The organism is Pseudooceanicola pacificus (genome assembly GCF_009789075.1).
GTDB lineage: Bacteria > Pseudomonadota > Alphaproteobacteria > Rhodobacterales > Rhodobacteraceae > Pseudooceanicola > Pseudooceanicola pacificus.
This window is the reverse complement of sequence record NZ_WNXQ01000014.1, coordinates 1-14,539: the sequence shown is the minus strand read 5'-3', so window position 1 is coordinate 14,539 and position 14,539 is coordinate 1. Positions and strand designations below refer to the sequence as shown.

Sequence of the window (14,539 nt, the reverse complement as noted above, 5' to 3'; positions counted from 1 at the left end):
GGAGCCAACCAATGCAGCTCGATACAATTGCCATAAAGAATTTCCATTGTTTCGGACCTGATGGCGTCTCCATTGAACTGGCAGACCCCGTCACCGCATTGATCGGCGCTAACGGGTCCGGGAAAACCGCCGTCTTCCAAGCTCTCAGCCGAATGTTCGGCATCGGCAGTGGGAATCGGACGCTTGAGAAGACGGACTTTCATCTCCCTTCAGAAGCTGACGATCTGGAAAGCGAGACCGAGCTACAGATAGAGGCGATCTTTTCCTTCCCAGAGCTGGACGAAGACGATGCAGGGGCCGCAGTCGCAGAATTTTGGACCCAGATGTCGGCAAGTGACCCTGACGAGCCCCTCAAGGCACGTATTCTCCTGAAGGCAGTTTGGATTGACGATGGGACTCCGGATGGTGTGGTGGAATCCAGTCTTCGTTGGGTGCCACGTATGGATGACGACTATACTTGGGAATCCTGCAAGCCGGTAACTGCTGCGCAGCGCTCAGCCATTCAAGTCGTCTATGTACCCGCCAATCGAGGCTCAATCACTCAGGTCAAGGCGCTACTGCGGGGGCGTCTTTGGCGCGCCGCCCGGTGGTCCGACGAGCTGAAAGAGACGGCCGAAGATCACGCAGATACCCTTCAGGATGCATTCCAGAAGGAAGCGCCCGTAGATTTCATTAGCGAACGCCTCGTCGAGCGTTGGCATCAGGTCAATGAAGCGGGAACCCAGTCCACGCCAATTCTCAAGCTCACGGAAGATCGCTTCGACGCGATCATGCGCAATACGGACGTCAAGTTCTCACCAGATGCGGCAGGGGCGGACCGCAGCCTTGATCGGTTGAGTGACGGTCAAAAGTCATTGTTTCAAATCGCTCTCACTGCGGCCACGCTAGAGATTGAACAGGATGCGCTCGCGCTGCCCGACAAGAAATCTCCGTTCGAACCCACTCAACTCAAACATGTGCCCCTGACGCTGTTGTTGATCGAGGAGCCGGAAAACTCCCTTTCGCCGTTCTTCCTGTCTCGCATCATGGATCTTTGTGAGGACGTCGCGGAGATGGACACCGCGCAAGTCATGCTCTCGAGTCATAGTGCGTCGATCCTGTCGCGCATAAGGCCGGAAAATCTGCGATACTGTCGCCTCGACCCCAAGATCGACAGCAGCACAATCAAAGCGCTCGCCCTTCCGTCCGCGACTGATGAGGCGGGGAAATATGTTCGCCAAGCAGTGCAGGCCTATCCTGAACTCTATTTTGCAAAGCTCGTCGTGCTCGGCGAAGGCGACTCCGAACAGATCGTACTGCCGCGCCTTGCAGCAGCCCAAGGCCTTCATCTCGATAAAGCCTTCTGCCCGGTCGTTCCGCTCGGAGGGCGTCATGTTGAGCATCTGTGGAAATTGCTCAGAGAGCTTTCTATTCCGCACGTTACGCTTCTCGATCTGGACTACGGGCGTCAGCACGGTGGTGCTGCGTCCATTCGTAACATCGTCAAGAAGTTGGAGGCGTTTGGAGTCGCCTTTGACGATTGCAAACATATCGCCGCGGGGAAAATAGCCTTGAACGACATTGATTCCCTTACCGATGACGATATCGACATTGAATACGACCCAAAGGCCGCCAAAACGCTTGGCACCTACTGGCTTGAGACGCTCCGTGAACTCGACGTCTTCTTCTCAGAACCGATCGACATCGACTTCTCGATGCTCTGCATCTTCGAAGAAGCTTACATGCAGGCATCACCTGGAGGCCATGGACCGAGCGATAAGGTCGAATCCGTCGCAAAGCGGAAAAAGACGACGCTGAAAAAGACCGGGAAGCCGGAGTATTACGATGACGGCTGGGATAAGTTCTTTCGATGGTACCCCTATTTGTTTCTTTCGAAGAGCAAGCCTGCCGCACACCTCACAGCGATGAATCGCATCAAGAGAAAGGATCTCAAATCGCCGCCCGAAGAGCTCGACGCGTTGCTCAAACGGATCAAGCGATACCTAGGGTGAACCATGGTAATCCGTCGACCTGATCAATGGATGCCAAAGGGTGTCGCGTCGCTGGAACCAGCTGCGCTCCGTGCGATCGACGAGAACGGTCACAACCTTTGTGTGGTCGCGAGTGCTGGCGCAGGCAAAACCGAGTTTCTTGCACAGAAAGCGGACTATCTCCTATCGACAGGGCTCTGCCGAGCACCGCAGAGAATTCTCGCCATTAGTTTTAAGAGTGATGCCGCGAAAAATCTCAAGGATCGCGTTAGAGCGCGTTGTGATCCCGCTTTGTCGAGTCGTTTTGACTCTCTGACTTTCGACGCCTTCTCCAAAGGCCTGATAGACCGGTTCGGGCCGCTCGTCCCGCCGCCCTACACGCCATCGCCCAACTATGAGATTGTTTTCCCCGCGTTTCGTGACTGGGACGATTTTCTCGCACGCCACGGCTATCGCCATCTATCAGGCAAGATTCTTGAAAAAGCAGTCGCTCGGTGCAGGCTGCCTATCGCCGAACTCAAGCTGAAAAACCCTGAGTGGAAAGATGTTTTGGAGCGCTTCTGGCGCGAATATTATAGGGATGAGACCGCTACGCAGCTCACATTTCCCATGATCAACAGGCTCACCAATTACGTGCTTTCGAGCGACCCACGGCTGATTGCCGGGTTGCGAGCAACCTATCCCTTCGTGTTTCTCGACGAGTTTCAGGACACAACTTATGGACAATATGATCTGCTCAAGCAGCTATTCCTCGACAGCGAATCGCGTGTCACCGCTGTTGGAGACAGCAAACAACGTATCATGGTCTGGGCTGGGGCCATGCCGGATGCCTTCACCACGTTCGCGTCAGATTTCCACGCAAAACGGGAAACGCTGCTTTCTAATTGGCGCTCCCATCCCGAACTTGTGGAGATTCAGCATGCGATCGCGCTAACGCTCGAGCGGAGCTCTGCAAAACCCGACGCCAAACGAATTAAAGACGTCGACGGTGATGTATGCGCGATCTGGGATTATGCAGATCGGGCCTCGGAATGCGAAGGAGTCGCGCAGTGGATCGCAGACGCCGTGAGCGCTGGAGAGATGGCTCCTGAGGATTGTGCTATCCTTATCCGCTTCAGGCCCGACAAGCTTGAGACGGAGTTAGGCCCCGCACTAGCTTCAGTTGGTTTGCGACTGCGCAACATTGCTCGTATGCCTAAAGGTGCCAAGATTGCGATTCAGGATATCCTCACAGAGGATCTGACCGTCTGTCTTATGGCCATGATCCGTGTCAGCGCATTCCCCAAAGCCCCCGATGACTGGCACGTTCTTGTCGATCGTCTTTCCACTATGTGGGGCATCGATCCGAACGATGAAGCCGAACAGGATGCCTTGCAGGACGACCTGGGCACGAAAGTCGCTGAGGTCAGGTCTTATTTGGCCGGGAATTCACCCTCCGGCGCATCTTGTGCGGAACTGACTCAATCGATCCTGGACTTTATCGGCGAAACCGAATTGCGCGCCACGGTGCCATCCTATCATCGGGATAAAGACTATCTTCGTGCGCTTGATGGCTTTCTCCTATTGCTTCAGGAGTCGGCGGAAGACCGAGATGATTGGGTGGAGGTTGTGAATAGCTTCGACGGTATCGATCAGGTCCCGCTCATGAGTATTCACAAAAGCAAGGGCCTGGAGTTTCATACTGTCATATTTTTTGGGCTGGACGAACGGTCGTGGTGGAACTTCGAGCCCGATGATAGTGAGGAAATGCGCGCCTTCTTTGTAGCCTTCACGCGTGCAATGCAACGAGTGTTCTTCACGTCCTGTAGCGGCCGCGGTACGAAGCTCACTTACATTGACGATTTGATCGGTCGCGTCGGCGTAGAGCGGATTCCGGGGCCACCGAGCTAGAGGGGGGCGTCGTCTCACCCAAGCGCTATCCTGCGCAAGATGGTTGCTCAGGCAACGCTTTCTTCCGGGACGTCCGCTGTCTTGATCAGTTCCTTCGCATAGCGCTTGGCCTGAGATATACTCTGCTTGTAGTCATCTGCAGCTAGCGAAAGAGATTCGGGCGAGGTGGCACGGTCGAGATCGTCGCTCGACCAGTCGTCAGAAAGTCGTTTGCTGATGGCGTAGCAGGTGGCCTTCCCAACTCGGAAGGCCATGAATTTGCGAGAAGCCCTAAGTATCGCAGTGCGCACAATTTCCGGCTCGCCGGAGGTCCTTAGCTCAGCATCGAGTTCGACAGCCATACGTTCCACGACAGAGTACAAACCGTTCACGAACAGCGTTTGGGCATCCTTGTAAAAGCGCCCTGCGCGGCCTTTCAGATTCTTCTCCGCGATTTCTTCGGGATCGGTGAGGATCTTGATCTCCGGCACGCGCTCCAACGACTGGGCGGAACGGGAAAGTTTTGCCCCCTCCGGCGCCTTACGCACCTTCTTATGCTTGGCGCGTTGGCTCTTGCTCGGGTCGCGCTTGTCCCCGTTCTCATCGAGCTCGTCGCCCGTTTCCGGGAAATCCGTATCGAGGTCGACGGGATCGGACGTATCGGTGCCCTCAGCAGTATCCTCAGTCGGGGATGCCATCGGGCGACGAGAGGGACTAAGGGTCGCCGTGGGGACACGGAACTCGTCGAGGAGTTTCTGAAGGTCGGTTTGGAGATCATCCAGATTATCGTCGGAGGATGGTGACTCGGAACGAATGACCTCCCTGACCCATTCGGGCATGAGCTCGCGCACATAGGCGTCGAAGTCCTCAGCGACCATCGGCGACCGGTCATCGGGCCAGGTCAGTCCATCACGATACTGATTTGGCATGGCGACATTGTCAGCAAGCTCGATTTCGATGGTGAGGACCTTCGAGCCGAAGGGAATACCGAAGTTCGGGGCTGCCGCCGACCAAGCCTTCTTCGACTTGATGTCATAGCGCTCACCTTTATGCACTAGCGCGGAAAATGTCGTGGAACTCGTTGCCGGATTGGCGAGCGCACTTAGCGAATGGCTGTGCCGCTCATGCTTGGGGTCGTGGATATAGTGTACAGTGACCTCCCCGCCGGGCGCTTCGACCCTTTCATGGTTCGGCAACTCGTCGACCACATCTTCCAGCGTTTTCAATCGACGCGTACGACCTGTCTCGCCTTTGCCGCCGCCTTTGGTCATGGCGACATCGACGCGAACTTCGACTCCCTCTCCAAAACGCGCAAAACGCCGGAAGATCGCCGACGGAATGAAGCTTCGGTCCAGACTTTTCCCTTTACCCAGCGGCTCGGCTACGGTGTCGTGATCTTCGCTTTGACCGAGCAGGACGACTTCCGTCCAGTCGAACGCGGTGTCCTGTCCCGCTTCACGGGCCACATCGGTAACGTCATAGACAGTGTCGGAGCTGCCGTCAGGCAATTCGACAGGAAAGCGGACATAGGTGCCTTCGTCGGCATCGAAGCCGATGGTGACTTCGTTGACGACGCCACTCTTGCACGACCGATAGCGTATCCCTTCGCGCGACATGGTGAGACCTGAGACCTTCGCCCCAATCCCGAAATTGCCATCAAGCGCCATCTCTTTGTTGATCGAAGACGATAGATCGGTCGCTTGCTTCAACTCTCTATCGTCCATGCCCACGCCCGTGTTCCAGAAGGTCAGCTTGCGTACGCCATCAATCGTCGTGGGGTAGATTTCGATACGACGATTCCCCGTTTCCGCCAGAACAGCGCTTTCGTCGGCATTCTTGAAGAACTCGCGAACCAGCGTGCTCACGGGCGCCTGTTCGATCAGCCGGTTTATGAGAAATCGCTTATCGCGAATGTTAAGTGGTTCAGCCTTCATGGATTGCGCCCCCTACAGCTTGAACTTGTCTGCGCCATCGCCCGAAGTCGATCCGAACTTTCGCTCTATCTCGCCTGTCGCATCTCGGAGCGCTTTGATGATCTTCTTCACGTCAGCATCGTTGTATTCGTAAGCCCGGCGGTTCGAGAGGTTGCCAAGTTTCCGAATGGCGTCGAGTGCAGACTGAGTCCGCCCCTCGGCCAGCCGAACAAACTTTTCCCGTTTCTCGCTGTCTTCAGACATCAATCCATCACCGCCTTCTGTATCCTGCGCTGAAATTCAGGTAGTTTCTACACCGCATTGAGTCAATGAATTCTATGAATTTCATACCATATTCTGCAATAATTTGGAGAATTATGCGCCGAATATCGATGCAAATGCGCCGTCTGGACGCCAACATATTGCCAACGACCTTCTTGTTGGGGCGGTGTCGCAACACTGAGATTCTGTGTTCTCGCCGGTGCAAGAGAGAGAGTGAGAGTTCGGCAGCTTTCGCCGTGACGGGTTTGGAGGTCGAGAGAGAGGCTCTCGGCCGGCCCGCCCACAGGATTGACCCATGACCTATGGGATGGAACCGAGGTCGGGCGGATCTTGCGGAAAAAGAAAACCTTACTGGAGCGCGGCCTGCCATTTGAAGACCTGCTTGAAGAGATAGACGCACTCAGGGGTAACGGCGGAGAAATTGAAAAAGCGGCGGACCTCATTCTTGCGACGCGTGTCCGTGGCTCTGTCCACCACGCAGTTCAAATCGAAAACCAACTGGAACTCGAGCAGCTGTTGGTCAGGATACTTCGGGCCGCGGCATTGACCCACGCGTTGCTGAAGCCGGTCGATACCGATTAAGGTTCAGCACTCAGCCCCGCATCCTCCAGCTGCTCCCGATCCGGAAGATCGAGCAGGCTCTCCAACCCGAACGCCACTAGGAACTGTTGTGTCGTAACGTAGGTATAGGGCGACCCTTGCCGGGGCGACCGTGGCCCAGTCCCGATCAGGTCGCGCGCATGCAGCCGTCCGATCACATCACGGCTGATCTCCTTGCCGAAGATGTCTTTGAGACCGTCACGCGTGATCGGCTGGTGATAGGCGATGGCCGCCAGGACCGCGACGTCGAATTCACTCAAGTCCAGCAGTTGGACGCCGACATCTGCCGCCGCCCGGATCGCGGGCGCGTAGATAGCCCGCGTCCGGAACATCCAGCCGCCAGCGACCTGGGCGATCTCGAAGGCCCGCCCCTCCAGATCGGCGGTGAGGTCCTCGACCAGCAGGTCGACCGACGCCCCCTGCCCCACGACCCGCGCGAGGTCTTCGCGCGGGACCGGAGAGGCAGAGGCAAAGAGCACCGCCTCGATCCGGCGCATCCATTCCCGCCAGCGCAGCTCCGGCGGCAGGTCAGTCAACTCGCGATCTAGGTCCGGTTCTGAACGATCCTTTGCCATCGCTACACCCCGTAGAGCCGGAACGTATCACGGCCGGTCAGCTCGCGCACCGCGCCGAGGTCGACCAGCCGGTCGCAGAGCCGCCGCGCGGCGCGATCCGGCAAAGGCAAGGCCGATGGCGCCACGGCATCGCGGGTCAGGAACATCTCGACAGCATTCCCTGCCCCTTTGGCGCGAAGCCTCGGGGCGACTGCCCGCAGATGCGCCGCCCGGCGCGCTAGGTCGGCGGCCTGCCGCACGGCCTCGATCGCCGACGAGATGAGTGCGCGATGACAGGTCAGGCCGAGGTCGTCACCCTGCTTGCGCAGGTCCGCGCGCTTCAGGCCAGCCGCCAGCAGCGGCACGACATGATCCCAACCGAGGCCTTGGGCGAGAGCCGCGTCCGCGAGGATCAGCGCTGCTTCCTCTGCGCGTGGCTCCTCACGCATAACGGCTTCCAGCGCCATCGCGGCACGGGTCACGGGCGCCACTTTCCCCGCATCGAGCCACGTCGCGATCTGGCCCGGCTCGAAGGCTGGCAAGGCTCGGCCCAGAGCCTTGATCGACAGCGGCCGCTGCACCGCGCGACGCCAGGCCAGGCAGGTCTCACCGGCCGGTCCGGGTAGATCGCCGGGACGCAGTAGGTGCACCGCGTCGCGCAGCTCCCCTGCCCTCTCTGGTCGGCCAGAGAACGCGACATAAGCCTCGGCCGCGCGCAGCGCGAGACGATCCCGCAACAAGGCTTGGGGCACCTCCGCGTGTCCCAGCACAAGATGCAGGTGGTTCAGCGCGGCGCCCGACAAAAACGCAACATCTTCAAGGGTTTCAGCGCCTGCAGAGGTGACCCAAGAGGGCATCTGAGGTAGCATGTTTGGGTCGCTGATGTGATCCGGCCGGGCAAAAGTCATGCCTGAAGCCTACATCAGCACGGCGCTTTCCGCCAGAAAATTGCGATCAAACCGCCCCACCCTGCAGCGCCCCATTATGTCCAATAAGTTAATTATCGGACATGAAAAGATATGCTCCGCGACATGTCAGAAGATCACGAGAAATCGAGCTCAGAAGCACCAATCGGGTCTTCGTCCAGCGAGGACAACGAGAGAGATTGCTCTGACGTCGAGGATTTGACCCGCCTCCACTTTGGGATCGGTTCACACCCCGTCGATCAGGATGTCCATGGCGCGCTTCAAAGCGTCGCGGTGATCGGCCAGAGATCCAACTTGGTCCCGAAGCTCCGCGCCCGGCACCGCGGCCAGTTCCTGAACCCGCACGATCAACGTCGTCCCTTCAAAAGCGACAGCGGGCGTGAGACCCGGAAAGGCCACATACCGGCTTGCCTCGCGCAATGGCGCCACGATACGAGAGGCGTCAATGCCGATCAGATCGGTTTGCAAATCAACGACAAGTTGGCCACCCTTGAGGCGATACAGATCGAACTGTGCCATACCAAGTGGTCCTCAGAAACTGCGGAAGGCCGCGAGGGGCAAACCTTCCTTGGCGATCTCTTCGGCATAGGTGTCGATTGCGGGTTGGTTCGCCTCTCGCCAAAGGCGGTTGCGTTCCACCTTGGCGGCTTTGATGATCGCCGCCTCGGCCAGCCGCGACATGTTGAGGCCAAGCGCCCGCGCCGATTCCGCGACATCGGCGTCGAGGGTCAGATTGACTTTCACGCGGCCCACAGAGACCTCCCGGAGAATGCGTATGGATGAGGAGTATAAGTCAGGTGCAAGTCCCGATCAAGACAAGAGCGACCGGATCACACTCCCCGCCTCTGTGGCCAGTTCCGGCACACTTGACCGCCTCGTCGACACGGCCCGCGACTATGCGCGCTCCGCGGCCTCGGAGAACACACTCAAGGCCTATGCGAAGGATTGGGAACATTTCGCGCGCTGGTGCCGGATGAAGGGCACCGAGCCGCTGCCGCCCTCCCCCGAGATGATCGGACTGTATCTCGCGGATCTGGCGTCCGGGTCGGGCCCCTCCCCTGCCCTATCGGTCTCGACCATCGACCGGCGCCTGTCGGGTCTCGCCTGGAACTACGCGCAGCGAGACCTCACCCTCGATCGCAAGAACCGCCACATCGCCACCGTTCTGGCGGGGATCAAGCGCAAGCATGCGCGCCCACCGGTGCAAAAGGAGGCGATCCTGGCCGAGGACATCCTCGCGATGGTGGCCACCCTGCCCTTCGATTTGCGAGGCTTGCGGGATCGGGCAATCCTGCTTCTGGGCTATGCCGGAGGTCTGCGCCGCTCGGAAATCGTCAGCCTCGACGTCCACAAAGACGACACACCAGATTCTGGCGGTTGGATTGAGCTCTTCGACATGGGCGCCCTCCTGACCCTCAATGCCAAGACCGGTTGGCGCGAGGTCGAGATCGGCCGCGGCTCGAGGGATCAGACTTGCCCCGTGCATGCTCTGGAACAGTGGTTGCACTTCGCAAAGATCGACTTCGGCCCTGTCTTCGTCGGCACATCTCGCGATGGCAAACGTGCTTCGGAAACGCGGCTGAACGACAAACATGTGGCCCGCCTGATCAAGCGCACGGTCCTGGATTCCAGCATAAGATCCGAGCGGCCCGAGAAAGAGCGCCTGGCGCTGTTCTCAGGTCACTCGCTGCGCGCCGGCCTCGCCAGTTCAGCCGAAGTGGATGAACGCTATGTCCAGAAACAGCTCGGTCACGCCTCCGCCGAAATGACCCGCCGCTACCAACGCCGCCGCGACCGGTTCCGGGTGAACCTTACCAAAGCCGCCGGCCTCTGACCCCCAGCCCCATCACGCGGCCTGCCCGCTGAGCCTGCCATAGAAGCTACGCTCGAGGTGCAACTCCCCTGCCCCTGCTTTCTCGACCATGCCGCGCAGATATCCGCCCGGCGAGGAAACTTCTCCCGCGCTGTGCTTCTCGAAGACAAGGGCAAACGCTGCCGTTGCCACCTGAGTGCCCATTCGGTCTTGCGCCACGTTCCAGGCATGTTCCGAGATCCCGATCATTGGCCTGAGTTGCCCCGCAACCCGGTGCAAATCGCCCCAATCCTTCAGGAACCCGCCCATATTGCGGGCCCAAGATGCAAACTCCGGACAGGCTTGCATGATGGTTGGCAGATCCAGCGCCGTGCGCTTCTTGCGCACCTCGACAACCCAGTCTTCCAGCTCCCTATCAACTTGATCTTCGGGCTGGGCATTGGGCACCACGGCCGCCGCTTCCTCTTTTTCTGAGGAATTACGTATTACAGGATTAAGTTGGTTTGTAATTAGTATATGGGGGTCGGAAATGACCTCCCTGGGGTTCATTTCTTGAGTTTTCTCAGAAACTTGTTCCTTAGTTTGCTGCATATTTTCCACAGGCTCAACCGCCTGAATTGCCTTGAGATAGGCGGCTTCAACACGCTCCTGAAGCTCCTTGAACCAGGTCAGCAGCCGTGCCAGTTGATCTGAGGCTTCATGGCGGCGCGGAAGCCGATCCAGAAGCTCATCAAAGAGGCCCGTGAACTGTGTCCAGGGCCCGCGCAACGCGCTGCTGACTGCGGCTTCGATTCGTGCGCGGATCATCCGGCGGGCGACCGTGATTTGACGCTTCAGACGCTGGCAGAGCTCGCGTTCGGCCTGCAACTCGGCATGAAGCTCCTCGAACTCAAGGGCGCGAGCCGAAAGCGGCGACAGATCGAAGCCATAGGCCTCGACGATGCGGCCATTGGCGTCTCTGCGGCCCCACCGCTTGCCATTGGGGCTGTCCTGGAAGGAAATCACACCGAGCTCGGCCAGTCGCCGCGCATGGCGCTTGAGAGCAGAGAGCGAAAACCCGGTCTGCTCCATCAGATAGGCGTTCGACGCCCAGACGATCGGGCGCTGCCCCTTTTCCCAGTCCTGGGCCTGGGTGAATGCCCCGAGCGTGTCGAGGAGCATCATGTCTCCGGCCTTGAGGCCGATGTAGGCCCCTACCCGCTTCACGGCCACGAAGGCCTGCGTTTTGGGAATGGCTACCTGTTCACCGGCTTGGGCAAGCTGCTCTGCGATGCCAAGACCCGGTGTCGGCTTGCGCCAACCTGTATGTTTCATGCCTGTTTCTCACCTCCAGTTATGTGGAGGCAAAAGAAAGCCGTTCGCCGAAGTGGCGTTCTTGTTGACAGTGATTCGCGGGAGAGATATCTTCTAAGCGACCAAACTTTTCAGATTAGCTCTCAGGCCACGCTGCTTGGGGGCTTTTCTTTTGCCTAGATCATTGTTCTGACTGCTCCTCTTTCGTCGCGAGGAATTCACTGTACAGCTGATCGAGTCGGCCCGAGAGAAAGTCCCCGAACTCGGTCGAGTCTTGCGCCGTGAGTGAAATGCTGAATGCCTTTCCGGATCGGCCGATGACGCCTTTGATGCGGCCTTTGCCGGCGGTCCAAGTACGTTTCTTGGGCGTGGCACGCGTTTTTCGGCTTTTCGGCGCCCTGCCCGCTTCTGCTAGCTTGCTGTGCAGGAACTCGAAGCGTGCATCGCTATCGAGACCCTGAAAACCGTCGAACTCCAAAGCTCCTTTGAGGATCTTCTCATTCTTGGGCTCCGAGGCCAACTTCTTGAAATCCTCCCAACGATCACGCCCGATCTGCTTGGCTGGGCCAATCTGTTCGATGACGTTCCGCGGGACGTTCTGCGCCACTGAAAGCATGCGCGAAAGCAAAGTACCGTCAATGGTCAGGGCGGACTGGATCACGTCCTTTGCTTGCCCCATATCCAAAAGGCTCTTCGCAAATAGGGCCTTCTCAATAAATGAGAGATCTGCGCGCGCAGTGTTCTCCTGCCCTTGAGCAAGAATGTGGGCCACGTCGTCCATCGGCTTTACAACTGCGCGAACCTTACGGCCGAGCGCCGATGCAACTCGCACACGGCGATGCCCGAAGACGATCATGTAGCGACCATCTGCTTCTGGATGCGGTCGAAGCAATACCGGTGTGTCCTGGCGACCGGCCGCGATCGATGCTTTCAGTTCGTTGAACGCAATATCGTCATCACTAAGCCGATCCGAGACGAATGACACATCGATCAATTGCGGATCGATCTCGACAATGGTCTCGCCTTCAAGAAGACGCTTCGAGTTCTCCGCAAGGCTATCAATCGAAACCTTCATCGATTTCGATGCACCGCGCATTGCGTATCCAGAGCGACCGGAATCCTTGGGCTGCTCCGGCGAGCCGGCCATGACGCTCTTCAGGAGGTCTTTGCGCGCCATCAAGCCATCTCCTTTTCGTCAGAATCCAACCTACGCGCTGCGCGCATTTCGACAGTTGCACGGCTGTCAAAACTGGCTCTCTGCACGGCTGTCAAAACCTCATTCATTCACGCCCCCAAGCCTTGTGGATCAGTTCGGCGATCGCGTCGTTCACATCATTCAAAGAAGTCACTGCGCGGTCGTAAGTAGTCCGCACGAACTGAGACCGCTCAATTTCGTAAAGCGTCTGTTTGGTGATCCCAGCGTCGGAGATCGCCGTAGATTTTAGCACAGGAGCCGACAGCATCTGATTTGGAAACATCGCCTGGAGGAACCCAACCATCTGCTTCTGGGGGCCGTCCGTTGGTTCAAATCGCGTTACAAGGTAACGGAACCACTTCAGGCGCATGTTCGCTCCAGCGTCACGGATCGTCTTCATGATCCCGCCCAGCATCAGGAGAAATTGGCTCATCGACATGACGTCCAGCATCTGAGGATGGACCGTCACAATGACCGAGGAAGAAGCCGTGAGAGCAGTGAGTGTGAGGTAGCCCAGCTGAGGAGGGCAATCGATCACAACCACGTCATAGCGGTCATCAACCTCGCTAAGCGCCTTCGATATACGAGTGAAGAAGGTACGGCCCTCATGGGGATCGCTACTCGTCAAAGCAACAGGGGTATCGTATTCGTACTCTTGAAGCTCGAGACTTGCCGGAACGATATCTAGGTTGGGAAAATTTGTTGGCCGGATCACCTCTGTGATCGGCTTGCGCTCGTCATCATACCGAAGTGTCTCGTAGAGCGAAGGCACGTTGTCGAGTTCAGGCTGAATGCCGTGCAAAGCTGTGAGCGACGCTTGAGGGTCCAAGTCGATCGCAAGAACTCGATGCCCTTTCAACGCCAAGTGCTGCGCGAGGTGAGCGGCGGTAGTGGTCTTTCCCGAGCCCCCTTTGAAGTTCACGACAGACACGACGTGCAGTTCTTCGCCAGGTTGCCGATAGGGGACATAACGGCGTTTTCCGGGGCGGCCATGCTTGTCGAGATAAGCTCTCAGTTCCAGCATCTGCTCGGCCGAGTAGCTGCGCCTCCCGGACGACGATGTTTCAGGTTCAGGACCTTTGCCTTCGAGATGAAGCTTCTTAATGGTCGACTGCGTCACGCCGAGATAGTAGGCAACCTCGGCCAATGAAAACTGACGTAGACCTTTTTGAGCGTCGGGAGGATACTGTTCCTGACGCAACATATTGAGGCGGTCGGAAATCAACTCTCCTTGCTGTAGGATGATCTCGTCGAAGGATTGATCCTTCGTATCAGCCGTAAAAGACCGTTCTCGCATCTGCCTGCCCTCTAAATATCGCTTTTTCGGCGATTTCGCTCTTTAAACTGTCATCTACACAGAAAAATGAGTCTTAACAACGATTTTCACCCGATGGCTCGAACTCCACCGAGACACCTGCTGGCTTAGATGTTCCGACAAATTGTAGTGATCGCGGAAGATGGCCGCCCAATATATGGGAACTTCTTCGACATCAGCAGATCAGAAGTTGACCTAAACTTCGCGTCTCTCCCGTCGCAATTATTTGCTTTTATTGCCTTTTCTATCTTTGCACGGCTGTCAAAACGGAACCAACTCGAGGCATAGACGCGCCTGTGCAAGCCCGGAAAACCAAGACAAGGAAGCAGTATGTGTCAGCACGAACTTGGATCCGATCTGCAATCATTTACTTCGGCCAAGCGTATCGACCAGGGTACTCTAAAACATAAGCAAGTCTTACCAGAGGGAAGATAAACAGCGGGAATCGGCTGGGTAGCCCCAGCCGATTCTATGCTTCACGCTGCGTCTTTGGGACCCCAGGGGATGACGGCCTGCAGGGACAGATCGTCCTGGTTCGCGGCCTTGCCGAGGTTGGCGTTGAAGCCGTGGTCGCGGATGGTCAGCGTGAAGTAGTCGGCGCTGGTCTCCTTGTTCTGCTTCTTCCAGATGCCGCCGCACTAAACCAGCTTGCCGCGCGGGGAGCGGCCGAGGACGCGGTGCGCGGGGGCTGAGCTACCCCCCGAAATTCGGACACTGACATAAGCTATGATTTGCAGTCTGCTGATCTTCGACGAGAAGGAGATCAGAGATGTCGAAACGGAAGCAGCATGCGCCTGAGTTCAAGGCGA

Annotated in this window: 13 protein-coding genes and 1 pseudogene; 4 read left to right on the top strand and 10 right to left on the bottom strand. The window is 57.6% G+C overall.

The window, feature by feature from the left end; genetic code table 11:
- The first annotated feature begins 11 nt into the window (after nucleotides 1-11).
- Nucleotides 12-1,991 carry an ATP-dependent nuclease gene (locus GLS40_RS16805; protein WP_160383814.1) on the top strand — a complete coding sequence of 660 codons (1,980 nt, stop codon included), beginning with the start codon at nucleotides 12-14 and terminating at the stop codon, nucleotides 1,989-1,991.
- Nucleotides 1,992-2,021: 30 nt separating this feature from the next.
- Nucleotides 2,022-3,860: a UvrD-helicase domain-containing protein gene (locus GLS40_RS16800; protein ID WP_160383813.1), complete on the top strand. Its 1,839-nt coding sequence runs from the start codon at nucleotides 2,022-2,024 to the stop codon at nucleotides 3,858-3,860.
- 47 nt (nucleotides 3,861-3,907) lie between these two features.
- On the opposite strand, the gene GLS40_RS16795 is transcribed toward GLS40_RS16800, so the two are convergent.
- Nucleotides 3,908-5,773 (bottom strand): hypothetical protein, encoded by a 1,866-nt coding sequence (locus tag GLS40_RS16795; RefSeq protein WP_160383812.1) that lies wholly within the window; start codon nucleotides 5,771-5,773, stop codon nucleotides 3,908-3,910.
- Between the two features lie 12 nt (nucleotides 5,774-5,785).
- Entirely contained in the window at nucleotides 5,786-6,016 is a 231-nt protein-coding gene (locus GLS40_RS16790; RefSeq protein WP_065382766.1) for a hypothetical protein, read from the bottom strand.
- Nucleotides 6,017-6,364: 348 nt separating this feature from the next.
- Between GLS40_RS16790 and GLS40_RS16785 the strand changes: the two genes are divergently transcribed.
- Nucleotides 6,365-6,616, top strand: coding sequence for a hypothetical protein (locus GLS40_RS16785; protein WP_160383811.1), 252 nt, complete (start codon nucleotides 6,365-6,367; stop codon nucleotides 6,614-6,616).
- Here the strand turns inward: GLS40_RS16785 and scpB are convergent.
- The 4 genes from scpB to GLS40_RS16765 all read right to left on the bottom strand — a co-directional run bounded on the left by scpB (nucleotide 6,613) and on the right by GLS40_RS16765 (nucleotide 8,867).
- Nucleotides 6,613-7,209, bottom strand: coding sequence for an SMC-Scp complex subunit ScpB (scpB, locus tag GLS40_RS16780; protein WP_160383810.1), 597 nt, complete (start codon nucleotides 7,207-7,209; stop codon nucleotides 6,613-6,615). The genes GLS40_RS16785 and scpB overlap by 4 nt on opposite strands.
- Before the next feature lie 2 nt (nucleotides 7,210-7,211).
- Nucleotides 7,212-8,096: a DUF1403 family protein gene (locus tag GLS40_RS16775; protein ID WP_160383809.1), complete on the bottom strand. Its 885-nt coding sequence runs from the start codon at nucleotides 8,094-8,096 to the stop codon at nucleotides 7,212-7,214.
- 243 nt (nucleotides 8,097-8,339) lie between these two features.
- A complete protein-coding gene (locus tag GLS40_RS16770; protein ID WP_043755182.1) occupies nucleotides 8,340-8,633 on the bottom strand; it encodes a CcdB family protein in 294 nt (97 codons plus the stop codon).
- A gap of 12 nt (nucleotides 8,634-8,645) precedes the next feature.
- Nucleotides 8,646-8,867 (bottom strand): type II toxin-antitoxin system CcdA family antitoxin, encoded by a 222-nt coding sequence (locus tag GLS40_RS16765; protein WP_043755186.1) that lies wholly within the window; start codon nucleotides 8,865-8,867, stop codon nucleotides 8,646-8,648.
- A gap of 22 nt (nucleotides 8,868-8,889) precedes the next feature.
- Here GLS40_RS16765 and GLS40_RS16760 point away from each other — a divergent pair, with 22 nt between their 5' ends.
- Nucleotides 8,890-9,948, top strand: coding sequence for a tyrosine-type recombinase/integrase (locus tag GLS40_RS16760; protein ID WP_156127954.1), 1,059 nt, complete (start codon nucleotides 8,890-8,892; stop codon nucleotides 9,946-9,948).
- A gap of 12 nt (nucleotides 9,949-9,960) precedes the next feature.
- On the opposite strand, the gene repC is transcribed toward GLS40_RS16760, so the two are convergent.
- The 4 genes and pseudogenes from repC to GLS40_RS18245 all read right to left on the bottom strand — a co-directional run.
- On the bottom strand, nucleotides 9,961-11,241 hold the full coding sequence (gene repC, locus GLS40_RS16755; protein WP_043755188.1) for a plasmid replication protein RepC: 1,281 nt from the start codon (nucleotides 11,239-11,241) through the stop codon (nucleotides 9,961-9,963).
- A 160-nt stretch (nucleotides 11,242-11,401) separates the two neighbouring features.
- The gene (repB, locus tag GLS40_RS16750; RefSeq protein ID WP_043755191.1) at nucleotides 11,402-12,397 is read right to left on the bottom strand and encodes a plasmid partitioning protein RepB; all 996 of its coding nucleotides are present in this window, start codon (nucleotides 12,395-12,397) and stop codon (nucleotides 11,402-11,404) included.
- A gap of 103 nt (nucleotides 12,398-12,500) precedes the next feature.
- Nucleotides 12,501-13,712 (bottom strand): plasmid partitioning protein RepA, encoded by a 1,212-nt coding sequence (repA, locus tag GLS40_RS16745; protein ID WP_043755193.1) that lies wholly within the window; start codon nucleotides 13,710-13,712, stop codon nucleotides 12,501-12,503.
- A 494-nt stretch (nucleotides 13,713-14,206) separates the two neighbouring features.
- Nucleotides 14,207-14,419 (bottom strand): annotated as a pseudogene (locus tag GLS40_RS18245) (hypothetical protein); the annotation flags it as partial.
- Nucleotides 14,420-14,539: the final 120 nt, after the last annotated feature.